We start from the raw sequence: 15,887 nt of genomic DNA, 5'->3' as shown, positions 1-15,887 counted from the left end.
GAAATTTGATTAGTCTGACAAGCCGACCAGAACGAACCGGTCGCGCCGTCTGTCTCGCAGCACCAGAACCTCGGTGCCTTGTTTCAGCGCATCTTTGTCCTGCAGCGGTTCGGCGCGCAGATAGTGAGCGTTGCCAAAACGGTCCATCACGCGTACCTCGGCCGGGCGCCCTCGAGAGGCCGTTCCCTGTGTCACCACACCGCGTCGCCGCGCCAGCATCCGTTCGGACATCGCCTCGGTCTCGGTCTTGGGCAAAATCCGTGCAAAGACCGAGCCGAACCCGCGTGCGAACCAAAGACCGAATGCGCCCGCAGGAATAGCAGCCATCCAGCTTGGCAGGTCAAAGCCCAGCAGGTCGCGCAGCGCCAGTTGCAGGCCCATACCGCTGAGGCCAAATCCAGCCAGCAGAACCACAAGCCAGATCATGAACGGCACCTTGCCAATCCCAAGCCAAGCCAGTGGTCCTGCCAGGGCAGTCCCTGGCGCATCTACTTCGACATCGGCCAATTCGAACTCGCCCAGATCGATGTCTGCGTCGATATCAAGGTCGAAATCCGCGACGTCCAGATCAGGGGCATCGACCGCATCCAGATCAACCTCGCCCTCACCCGCCAGAAGACTGCCGCCCAGGACCAGAGCAATCAGCTCTAGTGCCAACAGGCCAAACAGCAGCGCAAGCGCGATCGTAAAGGGCACAAACGCACCCTCGAGCAGAAAGTTGAACATCAATTAGGTGTCCCTGTTTATTGTATACTTTTGTATACACTCAATGTGGGCATTCATAACGAAATTACAAGAGGTTGTGATTCTGATTTTCAACCTATGGGTATTGCCAGCGAGCGTAAGGACACAATCACCAATCCCATGACGCTCCGATTTTCGGCAGGATTGTTGCTTTTCGTGGCATCGGTGTAAAACCCGGCCTTTTGCTGGCGGGTTACATAAGGTATGCGGGCGCGCAGATAGTTACGTGGACACGCAAAATGGCTCGGATTCTCATTACCTCGGCGATCCCCTACATCAACGGGATCAAGCACCTCGGCAACCTGATCGGCTCGCAATTGCCTGCAGATCTGTACGCACGTTACCAGCGTGGCCGGGGGAACGAGGTCATGTTCCTGTGTGCTACGGATGAGCACGGCACACCTGCTGAACTGGCTGCTGCCAAGGCAGGCAAGCCTGTGGCCGAATATTGCGCCGAGATGTATGACGTCCAGGCCGGTATCGCCAATCGCTTTGGCCTGAGCTTTGACCACTTTGGCCGATCTTCCAGCGAGCAGAACAAGAAACTGACCCAACATTTCGCGGGTAAGCTGGATGAGGCCGGGCTGATCCGTGAAGTGACTGAAAAGCAGGTTTATTCCAACGCCGATGGTCGTTTTCTGCCCGACCGCTATATCGAAGGCACCTGCCCCAACTGCGGTTATGAACGGGCGCGCGGCGACCAGTGCGAAAACTGCACCAAGCAATTGGACCCAACCGATCTGATCGAACCGCGCAGCGCGATCAGCGGCTCGACTGATTTGGAAGTGCGCAAGACCAAGCACCTGTATCTGCGTCAGTCGGCGATGAAGGATCAACTGGATGCGTGGATCGACAGCAAGACCGATTGGCCGATCCTGACCACGTCGATTGCCAAGAAATGGCTGCACGATGGTGACGGGCTGCAAGATCGCGGCATCACTCGTGATCTGGACTGGGGCGTCCCGGTCAAGAAAGGCGATCAGGACTGGCCGGGGATGGAAGGCAAAGTCTTCTATGTCTGGTTCGACGCTCCAATTGAATACATCGCGTGCGCCAAAGAATGGGCGGATGCAAACGGTAAGTCGGACGCGGATTGGGAGCGCTGGTGGCGCACCGACAAGGGTGCGGATGACGTGCGCTATGTTCAATTCATGGGCAAGGACAACGTGCCCTTCCATACTTTGTCCTTCCCAGCCACCATTCTGGGCTCGGGCGAACCTTGGAAGATGGTCGACCACCTGAAATCGTTTAACTACCTGAACTACGACGGCGGCCAGTTCTCGACCTCTCAGGGCCGTGGCGTGTTCATGGATCAGGCTTTGGACATCCTGCCCGCCGATTACTGGCGCTGGTGGTTGCTGAGCCATGCACCCGAAAGCAGTGACAGTGAGTTTACGTGGGAGAACTTCCAGCAGTCGGTGAACAAAGACCTTGCAGACGTTCTGGGTAACTTCGTCAGCCGGATCACCAAGTTCTGCCGTTCGAAATTCGGCGAGGCTGTTCCAGAAGGCGGCAGTTATGGTGAACGCGAACAAGCCCTGATCGAAGAGCTCACCAAACGCGTCCGCGCCTATGAAGGGCATATGGAAGCGATGGAGGTTCGCAAATCGGCGCAGGAATTGCGGGCAATCTGGGTCGCGGGCAACGAATACCTGCAAGCCGCAGCACCTTGGTCGACCTTTAAGGAAGACCCGGAACAGGCCGCTGCTCAAGTGCGCCTGGGTCTGAACCTGATCCGGTTCTACGCCGTTCTGAGCGCGCCTTTCATCCCGGAAACCTCGGCTAAGATGCTGAGTGCGATGAGCACGCTGGACACCGGTTGGCCCGACGATGTTGCGGCTGCGCTGAACGCCCTGCCCGCAGGGCACGAATTTACCGTCCCAGATGTGCTGTTCGCCAAAATCACCGACGAACAACGCGAAGACTGGCAGACGCGGTTCGCAGGTCTGCGCGACTGATCCGTTAAGAAAACGAATTCAGCAAACGGGGGTCATGCGACCCCCGTTTTCTTTTCTCAAATCACGTCAATAAGCGTTTCGGCCTAAGTCAGCCCAGAGACGGGAAAAATTCCGTGCCAAGTGGCGAGCATTCGTATTCAAGAAGCTTGAGATAAACTCTCAAAACGTCCATCCTGACCGGAAATTCAGTCGACTCGTCGGGGCGACCAACCTGCTCTGACGCGCATTCCTTAATACTTACGAGGCGCCCGCCATGTCCCTTGCATTGAAGAACTCACTATTTCGCCTCGGCGGACCGACCCGAGCCCTTGCCGGTGTGGTCTGCCTAAGCATGGCGCATGCAGCTGCGGCGCAGGATCAAAGTGAAGCCCCGCCGCCGAAAGTGTCGATCGCGGCGGCCTACACTGAAGAAATCACCGAAGAGGCCGTGTTTATTGGGCGCGCAGAGGCGCTGGACAAGGCCGACATCGTTGCGCGTGTCAGCGGCTTTCTGGAAAGCCAAAACGTAGAAGACGGTGCCTTGGTCAAACAGGGTGACATTCTGTTCACCATTGAACCTGACCTTTACGAAGCGACGTTGCAATCCCGTAACGCCGATTTGGACAGGGCCGAGGCCAACCTGGAACTGGCTAAGGTCGATCTGGCTCGGAAAGAGGAATTATACAGGCGTGACGCCACACCGGAATCCGAACGCGATATCGCGCGGGCCAATGAATTGGTGGCTGAAGCAGAGGTCAAAGCCGCAAATGCCGCCATCCAACAAGCTGAGCTTGATCTGAGCTACACCAAAATTCACGCGCCCTTCGACGGCCGCATTGGTCGGGTGGCGATAAGCGTCGGCGACGTCGTCGGACCGACCAACCCTCCGCTGGTCAATATCGTCAGCGAGGCCCCGATCTATGTGAACTTTTCCGTAAACGAAAAGCAGTTCACCACTGTTCTTGAATCAATTGGCGAGAACCCTTCATCCCTTGCCGAAAGCGACAAAAGCCCGAACGTGCACATCACTCTGCCGAACGGATCGGAACTGGATGAAACCGGGAAAATCGTGTTTGTCGACAATCGGATCGACCCATTGACCGGCGCCATTCGGATGCGAGCCGAGTTTCCAAATGAAAATCGGTTAATCGTCGACGGCGCTTTTCTGAGCGTGCAGATCGAGGCGCTGCAACCCACGCTTGAGGTTCTGATCCCACAGGCTGCGCTGCAACGCGATCAGCGCGGTGAGTTTGTTTTGGTCGTCAATGACCAGCAGATGGTTGAACAACGCTATATCACCACCGGTGACAATGAAGGCACAGCAGTGATCGTCAAAGACGGCCTTCGCGAAGGGGAAAGCGTCATTGTCGAGGGCCTGCAAAGGGTCCGCCCTGGCGTCGCTGTTGACGCCGTCGTGGCGTCTGAGCAGCCGGGAGAATAACCGATGTTCTCAGCCCTGTTCATCAGCCGGCCAAAGCTGGCGCTTGTTATTTCGCTTGTCCTGACCATCATGGGCGGGATCGGTTACCTGGTTCTGCCAGTGGCCCAGTTTCCCGATATCACGCCACCCGTGGTCAGCGTGACGACCACCTACACGGGGGCGAACGCCGAAACCGTGGAAAACACCGTCGCCGCGCCCATCGAGGCGCAGGTGAACGGTGTAGACGACATGATCTACATGACGTCCACTTCGTCGGATAACGGCTCGTACTCGTTGAATATTACCTTCGAGGTCGGCACCGACCCCGACATCGCTTCGGTCAACGTACAAAACCGAGTGGCGCAGGCTATGTCCTCGTTGCCAACCGAGGTGACATCCTCGGGCGTGGTCACGCAGAAGGCGTCGACGAACATGCTGCTGCTGGTCACCCTGACCTCGCCCAACGGCACCTATGACAGTGTGTTTCTGTCGAACTATGCCTCGATCAACCTAAAAGACGCCCTGGCGCGTGTTCAGGGTGTGGGCAAAGCGGACGTTCTGACCAATCTGGAATACGCCATGCGGATCTGGATGGACCCGGATCAAATGGCCGCCCTGTCGATTACTCCTGGCGACGTGATCAATGCCGTCCGCGAACAGAATATCGAGGTCTCTGCTGGTTCCATCGGCTCACCCCCGGTGCCCGAGGGCCAGACCTTTCAATACACGATCAAGACCAAAGGTCGCCTGACTTCGGCGGCAGAGTTCGGCGACATTGTGATCCGAACCGGTGACGCGGGTTCGATCGTGCGCGTCAAAGATATTGCCCGTGTTGAACTGGGCGCGCAGTTCTATTCGGCCTCGGGCTATTTCCAGGCCGTGCCAGCCACGGTGATCGGCATCTACCAGGCCCCGGGCGCCAACGCTCTGGCCGTTTCCGAGCGCGTGCAAGCCGAGCTTGAGCGCCTGTCCCGGTCCTTCCCGACGGATGTGGAATATCAGGTGCCATTCAATACCACCGACTTTGTGGAACAGTCCCTGAATGACGTGGTTACGACCCTGATCCTGACCTTCATTCTTGTGATCTCGGTCGTGTTCGTCTTCCTTGGCAGTTGGCGAGCAACGATCATTCCGGCGGTGGCGATCCCGGTCTCATTGATCGGGACATTTGCCTTCCTGTTGCTGTTTGGCATGTCGCTGAACACGATCTCGCTGTTCGCTTTGGTTCTGGCCATTGGTATCGTGGTGGACGACGCGATTGTTGTCGTCGAGAACGTGGAGCGGATCATCGCGGATGAGGGGCTGCCCCCGGCCGAGGCGACCCGCAAGGCGATGGGCCAGATCACTGGCCCAGTTATCGCGACCACGCTGGTTCTGCTGGCCGTGTTCGTGCCGGTGACCTTTATGCCCGGTATCTCGGGGCGGCTGTATTCGCAGTTCGCCGTTACAATCTCGACCGCTGTTGTCATCTCGTCAATCAACGCGCTGACGCTGTCTCCGGCCCTTTGTGGTCTGGTTCTGAAAGCCAGATCCGGCCCGCCCAAGGGGTTACTGGCCGTGTTCGAGAATTTCATCGGAACCGTGCGCAGCGGATATGTCGCCATCGTGCGAAAACTGCTGATCCTTCCTGTGGTAGCGCTTGCTGTCATCGTGGGCCTCGCCATGGGAACGGGAACGATCATGTCGAACACCTCCAGCGGCTTTATCCCGCTTGAGGATAACGGCTATCTGTTCGTCGACATCCAACTGCCCGACGCGGCCACATTGGAGCGGACCGAAACCGTCTCGGCCCGTGTTGATGACCAGATCCGCGAAATTCCGGGGGTTGCCAGCACCGTGTTGGTCAACGGGTTCTCGTTGCTGAACGGCACAACCACCAACGGCGCGGCAATCTTTGTGAACCTCGAGAATTGGGATGAGCGGCAGGACGATGACCTGAGCGCCGATGCCATTCTGGCCAAGGTTCTGGCCATCGCCAACGGCGAGTCCGCGGCCTCGATTGTGGCCTTTAACCCTCCGCCCATTCAGGGCTTGGGTATGTCGGCGGGTGTCGAGATGGAGGTTCAGCAAACTGGTGGAGGCACTCCGCAGGATCTGGCCTCGGCCGTGGGTTCGTTTGTCTACGCGGCCAACCAGCGGCCCGAAATCGGACAGGCCTATACGACCTTCCGTGCGAATGTCCCGCAGCTGTTCGTTGATCTGGACCGTGAAAAGGCCAAAACACTGAACGTGTCTGTGGCCGAAGTGTTCCAGACCATGCAGGCGCAGCTGGGTTCTTACTACGTGAACGACTTCAACCTTTTCGGGCGGGTGTATCGCGTGATGATCCAGGCTGACGGCAGCTATCGCGACAATGTCGAGGATATCTCGAACCTATACGTCCGTTCCCAAGCGGGTGAGATGGTGCCACTGGGTACACTCATTGATGTTGAGAATGTACTGGGTCCGGTTCTGCTGAAGCGGCACAACCTGTTCCGGTCGGCCACCGTTACTGCTGTGCCTGCTCCGGGGCTTTCCAGCGGCGATGCGATTACCGTCATGACCGAGGAATCGGCCACCGCCCTGCCCCCCGGCTACGCGTTCGAATGGACAGGGACGGCACAGCAGCAGTTGGCCTCGGGCAGTTTGGTGATTGTGATCCTCGGGCTGGCCATCCTGTTCGGCTATCTGTTCCTTGTCGGACAATATGAAAGCTGGACGTTGCCGGTTTCGATCCTGTTATCGGTGATTGTTGCCCTGTTCGGGGCGGTCGCCGCCGTGGCCATCGTAGGCAGTGACATCAACCTCTATACACAGATCGGGATGATCATGCTTGTGGGGCTTGCCTCGAAGAACGGCATTCTGATCGTCGAATTTGCGATGGAGCAGCGGGCAAAGGGACTGTCGATTAAAGAGGCCGCTGCCGAGGCCGCCTTCCAACGGTTCCGTGCAGTGATGATGACGGCCCTATCCTTCCTGCTGGGCGTCGTGCCGTTGCTTGCAGCAAATGGCGCGGGTGCGGCCAGCCAAAAGGCCATTGGTGTTGCGGTATTTGGCGGGATGCTTGCGGCCACATTGGTTGGCGTCATTCTTGTGCCGGTTCTCTATGCCCTGATGCAGGGCCTTCGCGAGTGGATCAAGGGCACCAAGAACGATCCCGGCCCGTCCGAGGAAGCCGCTTAACTCAAACGAAAAGCCCCGCCAGATCGGCGGGGCTTTTTCTTAGGCGGCAGCTTGCGCACTGCGCTCTTCCATCCAGTCCTGTATTCGCGCAATCTGGTCGTCGCTCAATCGCAGGCCCAGTTTGTTCCGTCGCCACACGGCATCCTGGGCCGTGCGTGCATATTCCTTGTCCATCAACCACTCTAGTTCCCGTGCGGTCAGAGTGGCGCCAAAGTCCTCGCCCAGTTCTTCGGCTGATGAAGCTTTGTCCAGAATGGCGCGCGCTTCGGTGCCATAGGCACGGACAAGGCGTTCGGCCCAAGCGCGATCAAGGAAGGTATAGTCAGCCTCCACCCCTGCGACCAGATCCTGAAATCCGTCAACCGAGAAGTCACCACCGGGCAAGGCAACGCCTGCTGTCCACGGACCGGGCAGATCCGGGAAATGCTCGGCCACCTTTTCCAGCGCGCTTTCTGCAAGCCTGCGGTACGTTGTGATCTTTCCGCCAAAGACGTTCAATACCGGCGCTCCACCCTGTGCGTCCACCTTCAACGTGTAATCCCGCGTTGCGGCAGTCGCGCTGCTGGCGCCGTCGTCGTACAGCGGACGAACGCCAGAGTATGTCCAGACGATGTCTTCTCGTGTCACCGGCGATTTGAAATAATTGGTCGCAAAGGCGCACAGATAGTCCTGCTCTGCTTCGGTACAAACCGGCGTTTCAGACGGGTTCGGGTGATCCTGATCCGTGGTGCCAATCAGAGTAAAGTCACGCTCATACGGTATCGCAAAGATAATCCGACCGTCCTCACCCTGAAAGAAATAGCATTTGTCGTGGTCAAACAGCCTGCGCGTCACGATATGGCTGCCGCGCACCAGCCGGACGCCCTCGCGCGAGTTCACGCGAATTTTCGTTTGGATGATGTCCCCGACCCATGGGCCGCCAGCGTTGACCAACATTCTGGCCTTGATGACGCGCGTTTCGCCAGTGCTGCGGTCCTGAACCGTCACGGCCCACAGGTCGTCAACGCGTTCAGCCGACACGACCTCGGTGCGTACCAAAATTTCTGCCCCGCGCGCCTCGGCGTCGCGTGCATTCAGGACAACCAAGCGCGAATCCTCGATCCAGCAGTCAGAGTATTCGTAGGCAGTCTCGAACTTGTCCTGCAGCGGCTGCCCTTCAGGTGCCGTTTTCAGGTCCACCGAAGATGTGCCAGGCAGGATTTTACGCCCGCCTAGGTGGTCGTACATGAACAGCCCCAACCGGATCAGCCAGGCTGGACGCCGACCTTTCATCCAAGGCATGACAGTGCTTAGCAGACGTGAAGTTGGCGTTTCCGAGTCGAACCTCATATCCGCGTGATAGGGCAAGACAAAGCGCATCGGCCAACTGATGTGGGGCATTGCCCTCAATAGTGTTTCGCGTTCTACCAGAGCTTCTCGGACAAGACGAAACTCGAAAAATTCGAGATAGCGTAACCCTCCGTGGAACAGTTTGGTCGAGGCCGACGAAGTTGCCGACGCCAGGTCGTTCATCTCGGCCAATGTCACAGACAGGCCGCGCCCTGCGGCATCCCGTGCGATGCCGCATCCATTGATACCGCCGCCAATAATAAAAAGGTCCGAGACCTGTTCGTTTGTCTGTTCCATATCCGGATGATTCCCCTAGGTGGAAAACGCGCGCTTATTAATCTCAGGAACCCTCGTATCGTCAACGTTAATTTTCGCTTATGTTCGTTTGGACATTCATTTAGGCGAAACCACCTTAAACCTACGCAGACATGTTGCAATTTTCCGAAAATAGAACAAAACCGAACATACACAAATTGGAGCGAACCGTGTCCCTATCCTTTCGTCAGTCCGACATTCTGAACATCGCCAAACAGGACGGCCGCGTGATGGTGGAAGATTTGGCCGCGCGATTTGATGTGACTGTTCAAACAATTCGCCGTGACCTTTCTGAGCTGGCCGATATGGGCAAGCTGGATCGCGTGCATGGCGGTGCCGTCTTGCGCTCGGGCGTGTCAAACATTGGCTACGAAGATCGCCGCGCCCTAAACGCGGACATCAAGGCGCGCATTGCGCAACGCTGTGCACAAGACATTCCTGACGGGGCGTCGGTATTCCTGAACATCGGCACCTCGACCGAGGCCGTTGCCCGGCAGTTGCTGAGCCACAAGGACCTGATGGTGGTGACGAACAACATGAACGTCGCCAATATTCTGGTCGAAAACCCCAATTGTCAGATCGTCGTGGCAGGTGGTGTGTTGCGCCGGTCGGACGGCGGGCTCGTTGGAAACCTCACAATCTCGACCATCGAACAGTTCAAGTTTGACTATGCCATAATCGGGTGTTCGGCGCTGGACATCGAAGGCGATCTTTTAGATTTCGATTTTGAGGAAGTGCGCGTGAGCCAGACCATCATTACGCAATCTCGCCAAACATTTCTTGTCGCGGACCAGTTCAAATTCCAGCGAACTGCACCAGCGCGGATCGCCTCGCTGTCCGAAGTAGATGTGTTTTACACGGATCGCGACCTGCCTGACCAATTGGCTCGTAAATGCATCGAGTGGGATACTCGGTTAATTTTGTGCGCCTGACGTCAAGTAATTCGTACTAAACGAGAATCCTGAATGCAGGTTCTTGCCACACCCGCGCTCGCCTGACACACTGACACTATTGAAATAGTCACTTGATTGGGGAGTTCAGGCTAATGACAGTGCGTTGGAACGCGCTGCGTACTGCCACAACGGCATGGGGCCTCAAGTCAGGCTGCCATATACAGCCAGCAAGTGGCAGAATCCCAGGCCAGCTATGTGTGTCGGCGAAAATTCACTAAAACGACGAACGACCATAAATTGATTGACGAACGGGGCAGCAACAACTGAGGATGGAGCAACCTTCCCCAAAAAGGAGGCACGAGCATGGGACTACTGGGGCAGCCGCTGGGCTACTACGACTACCTGACATTCGTGGCATTGGTTCTGCTCTTGGCGGCGGTGATGGGCCTTTTCATCTTTCTCATGGGGCTTCCAGGCAGGATCGCGATCAAGCGCAACCATCCGCACGCTGAATCCGTCAAAATCATGGGATGGATGGGATTTCTGGCAATCGTTCCTTGGGTCCACGCCTTTATTTGGGCGTTCCACGACAGCGCCACCGTGGATATCCGCCGCATGCCGGATGATGAACGCGACGCCGTTCGCAAGGAAATCAAACGGTTGGGCGGCACGCTGACTGACGAATACCGCGACCCGCTTGATCCCGACGAGACACAGAAAAGCTAAAGCCAAAGGAAGTCACGAAATATGTTTGTCGCCCTCGGCATTACGCTGTTCTACATCATTTTCGTCTGGTTCATTTTCTTTAAAATGCAGTGGCTGAAGTTCAACATCGCATGGGGCATTGTGTCCTTTTGGGTTGGTGCGCACCTTCTGTTGATTTTCCTTGTTGCGCTGCGCTTTTTCCAACCGTTTTCCATCGACAGCCACGTGGTTCGCTCGACCATCCAGATTGTGCCCCGGTTGACCCAGCCGACCCTTTTGACCGAAGTTCTGGTCGAACCCAATACCGAGGTCAAAAAGGGCGATCCCCTCTACCGCTTTGACGACACCGTATTCGCGCTTGAAGTCGAAGAGGCCACCGCGCAACTGGTCGAAGCCCAACAGAACGCCAAAATCCTTGAACAGGATGTCATCGTCGCTGCCGAAAACGTCGAACGCGCAAATGCGCAACTGGCCTATGCACTGACGCAACAATCGCGATACGAGAACCTCGTACCCGCAGGTGGCGCGCGTCAGGACGAACTTGACCGCTGGAACGAACAGGTCACCGAAGATCAGGCCCAGATCAAAGAGGCCGAAGCCAATTTGGAAAAGGCGCAACTGGCGTTGGATTCGCAAATCGAAGGGGTGAACACTGGCATCTTACAGGCGCAGGCGCAGCTTGAGAAAGCCCAGTACTTCCTTGATAACACGACAATTTACGCACCCGAAGACGGCATGATCGTGTCGCAGCAAGCCCGACCGGGGTTGGTTGTGGGTGAAATTCGGCTGGGGGCAATTGCCAGTTTCGTAACTAAGGAAAACCCTTATATCCTAGCCACCTATCGCCAGCAGAACCTGAAATTTGTCGAGCCCGGACAAGAAGTTGAGGTGGCGTTGGACCTCTATCCCGGAGAGATTCTGACCGGCAAGGTCGAGGCGATCTGGTGGGCCACCCGTCAAGGCCAGTACCTGCCCTCGGGCCGTCTGCCCGGCTTTGAATTGCCAAAGCTTCCCGGGCGCATTGCGGTGCAAATTTCGGTCGATGTCCCCGATGGGCACACTTTCCCCGCTGGCGGCCATGCAGCCGTGGCGATCTATACCGGTCAGGGCAAAAGCTTTGAGTTTTTGCGGCGCATCAACATTCGCCTCTACTCTTTCGCCAACTTCATCCGACCCCTGGATATCTGAGGACGCACGACATGACCCGGCCCAGACTTCACCGCAGACTGATCGGCACCGCTCTTTGCGCAGCTCTGCTGGTGGGGTGCGCACCGGTCGGCCCGGACTTCGTGCGCCCGAACTCTCCGGTCGTAAACGAATGGATCGAGGTCAACAGCCCCAGCGCCGGACCTAGCGGCCTGACCTCGCGCAGCGCGCCGGTGGTGAGGTGGTGGGAGACATTCAACGACCCCACGTTGAACAAACTGATCGCCGAAGCCTATGCTCAGAACCTTGATCTGCAAGTGGCAGGCGCGCGCGTTTTACAGGCCCGCGCCCAATTGGGGATTGCCTTCGGAGAATTGTACCCGCAGTCGCAGGCCATTGGCGGTTCGATCCAAAGGCGTCAGATCAGCGAAAATCTGGGGCCGATTTCCGATATCAACCGGATCATCCCTCTGGATACCGAGTTTTCGACGTCACAAGTCGGGTTTGATGCGCAATGGGAACTGGATGTCTGGGGGCAGCAACGGCGCGGCGTTCAGGCGGCGCGGTCCAATCTTGCGCTACAGGTCGCCAATTACGACGACGCGTTGGTGACACTGACCGGAGATGTTGCGGCGCTCTACGTCAACATCCGCGCCTTACAGGAATCTCTGGCCGTCGCGCGTGAGAATATCACGCTACAACAGGAATCCGCCGACCTGACCGAGCTACGCTTTAACAACGGCGTGACGACCGAGTTGGACGTGCAGGAATCCACCGCCCTACTCAACAACACCAAAGCTCTGGTGCCCGAGATTGAAAGTGATCTTCAGCAGACCAAGAATGCGCTGGCCGTTTTGCTGGGCGCCACGCCCTCGCGGATGACCAGCCTGCTGGGCAATTCCGGGCGAATCCCATCGGCCCGCTCCAACGTGGCCGTTGGTGTTCCGGCAGAACTGCTGCGCCGTCGCCCGGATGTCCGCGCGGCTGAACTGGCGGCAGCCACGCAATCAGCGCAGGTGGGGATCGCGATGGCGGATCTATATCCACAGTTCATTCTGTCGGGCTCCATTGGATTGCAGGCCTCGGGCGGTCGCGACTTGTTCAGCTCGGCAAGCTCAACCGGCTTGGCCAACGCGGGTGTGGTTTGGAACGTGCTGAACTACGGCCGGATCAAAAACAATGTACGCGCGCAAGACGCGGCCTATCAGGCGCTGATCGCCAACTACCAGAACACCGTCCTGACGGCTTATTCCGAGGTTGAAAGCGCGATGGTCGCCTACTCGCAGTCACGCAAGCAGGTTGGGTTCTACGAAAACAGCGTCGCCGCATCGCGCAAAGCGGCTGAGATCGCGGTGGATCAATATCGCGACGGCATTGCTGACTATTCCCGTATCCTGAATACGCAGACCGCCCTGTTAAGCTCTCAGGCCAATCTGATTGAGGCGCGTCAACAGGTGTCCAGCAATCTGGTCGCTGTCTACAAGGGGCTGGGTGGTGGCTGGCAGATCCGCCAGAACCAGGAGTTCCTGCCCGAAACAGTGTTGGCAGAGATGGCATATCGCACCGATTGGGGCGACCTGCTGCAAGAGACCCCCACCCGCGCCAGCCTGAACTAATCTCTATTTCGTCAGCCCGCGCAAACCGCCGGACACCAGCACATTCACCTCGTACAGAATCCGAGGCGCTGCCAACCCGCCGGGGCTGGCCAGATAGTTAGGGCTCCATTCCGGGTCAAACTTTTGTTTGAACGACCGCAGCCCCTCGAAATGATAGAACTGCTCGCCATGTTCATAGACAAACCCGCCGACGCGGTTCCAGAACGAGGCCAACTGCCGGTTCTCGATCCCCGAAAACGGCGCGGCGCCCAGCGAGAACCAGTGAAACCCCTGCTCTGCCCCCCAAGACATCATTTCGGCAAACAGCGCATCCATGACAAAGCTGGGGCTGTCAGGTTCATAGCGCATCAGGTCCAGCGACAATTCGGATTTGTGCCCACCTTGAAACAGGTTAGCAAAAGCCATGATCTGACCTGTATCACCTTTCCGCAGAACAGCATGATCAAAGTAAGACAGGTAGTCATCATCGAACCCGCCCAAAGCAAAGCCCTTTTCCTCGCCCGCTTTATTCTGCAACCAGTCGTCTGACACTTTGCGCAACTCAGGCAAGACCGGGGCCAAGTCTTCTTTGGGAATGATCTCAAAGACATAACCCTCCCGTTCGGCCCGGTTCTTGGCTTGACGGAACCGCTTGCGGGACTTGCCATCCAGTGAGAAGTCTTTCAGCGGAACCCGAGCGACCTCACCGATTTTCAGGATGGAAAGGCCCAAATCCAGAAAGGTCGGCAGATATTTGGTCGAGACACTATAGAAGGCACAGAGTTTGCCCTCGCGATCCGCCATTTCGCGCAGTTGCCAGATCAGTTGCTGGCCGGCTTTCTCATCACCCACCGGTTCGCCCTTGCTGATCAACGCGTTGCCGGTGTCGGCATAGGCCAGAAATGCGGTTTCATCCGGCGCGATCAGGAATTGCTTGTCCCCAGTCAGCGAAATCTGAGCTTCGGTGTCTTCGCTTTCCAAAGCCAAGCGCTCCACAACCGGTGGGATTTCAGTGCGCACCAACTGGGGGATTTCCCTGCCGAACAGAGAATTAACAGCCACGATGCCCAGAATGACCGCGACCACAAGGCTGGACCGCAGGAACCGGGATGCGTCGCCGTTCCAGGCAAAGTCCCACCAAAGCGCGTTTTGGTATTCGACATGTGAATAGGCAAACAGCCCGATCCAGAAGATCACAGCCAGCAAAGCGATGACGCTCACCAACCACGGGATGTTCAGACGAAAGATTGATGCGCCGCTGACCCGGTAGAACGCCCCCCGAAAAGTGGCCAGCACAGCGATCGAGGCCAGCATGCCGATCGCTTCGTGGGTATCCAACCCCTTGGTCAGCGAAGCAACAAACCCTGCCACCATCAGCAACATCGCCACGATCCAAGCGCGGTACAGTTTTCGAAACAACCCGCGTGACACCAGAATAAGCAAAACGCCAATCGCACTGCCGGCCAAGTGTGACGCTTCGACAAAGGACAAAGGTAGAAAATCCCTCAACACACCAAGGTTCTGGCTGCTGGACGGCAAAGCCCCTGAAACCAACAGGATGATGCCGGCAACCGCGGTTACGCCTGCTGCCACCATCGGAACAATTGGACGAATGGCGCGATAAACCCACGTGGCTGCGCCGCTGATATGGTGGCGGTGTGTCAGCGCGGATGCGACCGCGATCGACAGGCTGGCAATGACAAATGGCAGAAACGTGTAGACCAACCGATACAGCAACAAGGCCGCGATCACATCTGACCGACCCGAGGCGCCCAGCCCGGCGATCAACGTCGCCTCGAACGCGCCGATACCGCCCGGAGCGTGACTAAGAATACCGACCGCAATCGCACCGATATAAATCGTGAAGAAATACGGATACCCGACCCCAAGGTCAGCGGGCATCAACGTATAAAGAACCATTGACGCGCCGAACAGATCCCCGATCGCGGCCAGCGTCAACAAACCCGCCAGCTTACCGCCGGGCAAATTGAAACCAAAACCGCCATAGGCCAACTTGCGCCCGCCTTTCGCGAGCCAGAAAAACAGGGTTACCAAACCGGCAAGTAAGCAAAGCCCGATGATGGTTTCGGTGGTGTCATTGATCGGTAGAAGCTTTGATATCCCATCCGGGTGCAGGGTGAACAAAATGCCAAGCAATAACACCAAACCTGACCAGAATGCGATCCAGGACGTCGCGATGACACCCGCAACCCGGCTCAGATCCAGCCCCAGCGAGGCATAGATGCGATAGCGGATCGCGGTTCCAGTAATGTAGGAAAAGCCAAGGCAGTTCGACACTGCATAACCGCTGGCCCCTGCCATCCCGGCGACAGTCAAAGGCACCTCGCCCTTGGCCACGCTTTGAACGGCAAACACATCATACATGGACAGTGACAGAAAGCTGAAACACGTCCAGCAGAAGGCGAAAAACATCAGCTTCCAAGACACGTTCGCCACATCTGTCTGAACGTCTGCCCATTTCACGTGCTGGGACAGCTCGTGCAGAACGACCAGTGCGATCAGCGTCACCAGAATCGGAATAGCAATCCGAACAGCGGGCTTTTCAAGAAACCCAGTCACCCGTTCGGCAAGACGCACGGCCCAGAGTTCTTTGTCAGTCTCCTGCGTGGTCATGTTTCCC

Annotated in this window: 10 protein-coding genes; 7 read left to right on the top strand and 3 right to left on the bottom strand. The window is 57.2% G+C overall.

Features of this window, described 5'->3' with window-relative positions:
- Nucleotides 1-9: 9 nt before the first annotated feature.
- On the bottom strand, nucleotides 10-726 hold the full coding sequence (locus ACR0LN_RS01735; protein WP_480427349.1) for an OB-fold-containig protein: 717 nt from the start codon (nucleotides 724-726) through the stop codon (nucleotides 10-12).
- A gap of 257 nt (nucleotides 727-983) precedes the next feature.
- Between ACR0LN_RS01735 and metG the strand changes: the two genes are divergently transcribed.
- The 3 genes from metG (at nucleotide 984) to ACR0LN_RS01720 (ending at nucleotide 7,263) form a co-directional block, all read left to right on the top strand.
- The gene (gene metG, locus ACR0LN_RS01730; RefSeq protein WP_480427347.1) at nucleotides 984-2,702 is read left to right on the top strand and encodes a methionine--tRNA ligase; all 1,719 of its coding nucleotides are present in this window, start codon (nucleotides 984-986) and stop codon (nucleotides 2,700-2,702) included.
- A 253-nt stretch (nucleotides 2,703-2,955) separates the two neighbouring features.
- Nucleotides 2,956-4,122, top strand: coding sequence for an efflux RND transporter periplasmic adaptor subunit (locus ACR0LN_RS01725; RefSeq protein WP_480427344.1), 1,167 nt, complete (start codon nucleotides 2,956-2,958; stop codon nucleotides 4,120-4,122).
- 3 nt (nucleotides 4,123-4,125) lie between these two features.
- Nucleotides 4,126-7,263 carry an efflux RND transporter permease subunit gene (locus ACR0LN_RS01720; RefSeq protein ID WP_480427342.1) on the top strand — a complete coding sequence of 1,046 codons (3,138 nt, stop codon included), beginning with the start codon at nucleotides 4,126-4,128 and terminating at the stop codon, nucleotides 7,261-7,263.
- Between the two features lie 39 nt (nucleotides 7,264-7,302).
- On the opposite strand, the gene glpD is transcribed toward ACR0LN_RS01720, so the two are convergent.
- Nucleotides 7,303-8,889, bottom strand: a complete 1,587-nt coding sequence (glpD, locus tag ACR0LN_RS01715) for a glycerol-3-phosphate dehydrogenase (RefSeq protein WP_480427340.1) — start codon at nucleotides 8,887-8,889, stop codon at nucleotides 7,303-7,305.
- 188 nt (nucleotides 8,890-9,077) lie between these two features.
- On the opposite strand from glpD, the gene ACR0LN_RS01710 reads away from it, so the two are divergent.
- The 4 genes from ACR0LN_RS01710 to ACR0LN_RS01695 all read left to right on the top strand — a co-directional run bounded on the left by ACR0LN_RS01710 (nucleotide 9,078) and on the right by ACR0LN_RS01695 (nucleotide 13,267).
- Nucleotides 9,078-9,839: a DeoR/GlpR family DNA-binding transcription regulator gene (locus ACR0LN_RS01710; protein WP_480427338.1), complete on the top strand. Its 762-nt coding sequence runs from the start codon at nucleotides 9,078-9,080 to the stop codon at nucleotides 9,837-9,839.
- Nucleotides 9,840-10,163: 324 nt separating this feature from the next.
- A complete protein-coding gene (locus ACR0LN_RS01705) occupies nucleotides 10,164-10,526 on the top strand; it encodes a DUF3302 domain-containing protein (protein WP_480427335.1) in 363 nt (120 codons plus the stop codon).
- Nucleotides 10,527-10,547: 21 nt separating this feature from the next.
- Nucleotides 10,548-11,693, top strand: coding sequence for an HlyD family secretion protein (locus ACR0LN_RS01700; protein ID WP_480427332.1), 1,146 nt, complete (start codon nucleotides 10,548-10,550; stop codon nucleotides 11,691-11,693).
- An 11-nt stretch (nucleotides 11,694-11,704) separates the two neighbouring features.
- On the top strand, nucleotides 11,705-13,267 hold the full coding sequence (locus tag ACR0LN_RS01695; protein ID WP_480427329.1) for an efflux transporter outer membrane subunit: 1,563 nt from the start codon (nucleotides 11,705-11,707) through the stop codon (nucleotides 13,265-13,267).
- 3 nt (nucleotides 13,268-13,270) lie between these two features.
- Here the strand turns inward: ACR0LN_RS01695 and mprF are convergent, their stop codons facing one another.
- Nucleotides 13,271-15,880: a bifunctional lysylphosphatidylglycerol flippase/synthetase MprF gene (mprF, locus tag ACR0LN_RS01690; RefSeq protein ID WP_480427327.1), complete on the bottom strand. Its 2,610-nt coding sequence runs from the start codon at nucleotides 15,878-15,880 to the stop codon at nucleotides 13,271-13,273.
- Nucleotides 15,881-15,887: the final 7 nt, after the last annotated feature.

The sequence above is a fragment of the Ruegeria sp. AA6 genome (assembly GCF_056542865.1).
The sequence above is the reverse complement of the archived record's forward strand: the minus strand, read 5'-3'. Positions and strand labels throughout refer to the sequence as shown.

What these genes read in the sequence shown, in the direction of transcription:
- ACR0LN_RS01705 (WP_480427335.1), top strand. Translation starts at nt 10,164, where the DNA reads ATGGGACTACTGGGGCAGCCGCTGGGCTACTACGACTACCTGACATTC.
- ACR0LN_RS01735 (WP_480427349.1), bottom strand. Translation starts at nt 726, where the DNA reads ATGTTCAACTTTCTGCTCGAGGGTGCGTTTGTGCCCTTTACGATCGCG.
- metG (WP_480427347.1), top strand. Translation starts at nt 984, where the DNA reads ATGGCTCGGATTCTCATTACCTCGGCGATCCCCTACATCAACGGGATC.
- ACR0LN_RS01725 (WP_480427344.1), top strand. Translation starts at nt 2,956, where the DNA reads ATGTCCCTTGCATTGAAGAACTCACTATTTCGCCTCGGCGGACCGACC.
- ACR0LN_RS01720 (WP_480427342.1), top strand. Translation starts at nt 4,126, where the DNA reads ATGTTCTCAGCCCTGTTCATCAGCCGGCCAAAGCTGGCGCTTGTTATT.
- glpD (WP_480427340.1), bottom strand. Translation starts at nt 8,889, where the DNA reads ATGGAACAGACAAACGAACAGGTCTCGGACCTTTTTATTATTGGCGGC.
- mprF (WP_480427327.1), bottom strand. Translation starts at nt 15,880, where the DNA reads ATGACCACGCAGGAGACTGACAAAGAACTCTGGGCCGTGCGTCTTGCC.
- ACR0LN_RS01700 (WP_480427332.1), top strand. Translation starts at nt 10,548, where the DNA reads ATGTTTGTCGCCCTCGGCATTACGCTGTTCTACATCATTTTCGTCTGG.
- ACR0LN_RS01695 (WP_480427329.1), top strand. Translation starts at nt 11,705, where the DNA reads ATGACCCGGCCCAGACTTCACCGCAGACTGATCGGCACCGCTCTTTGC.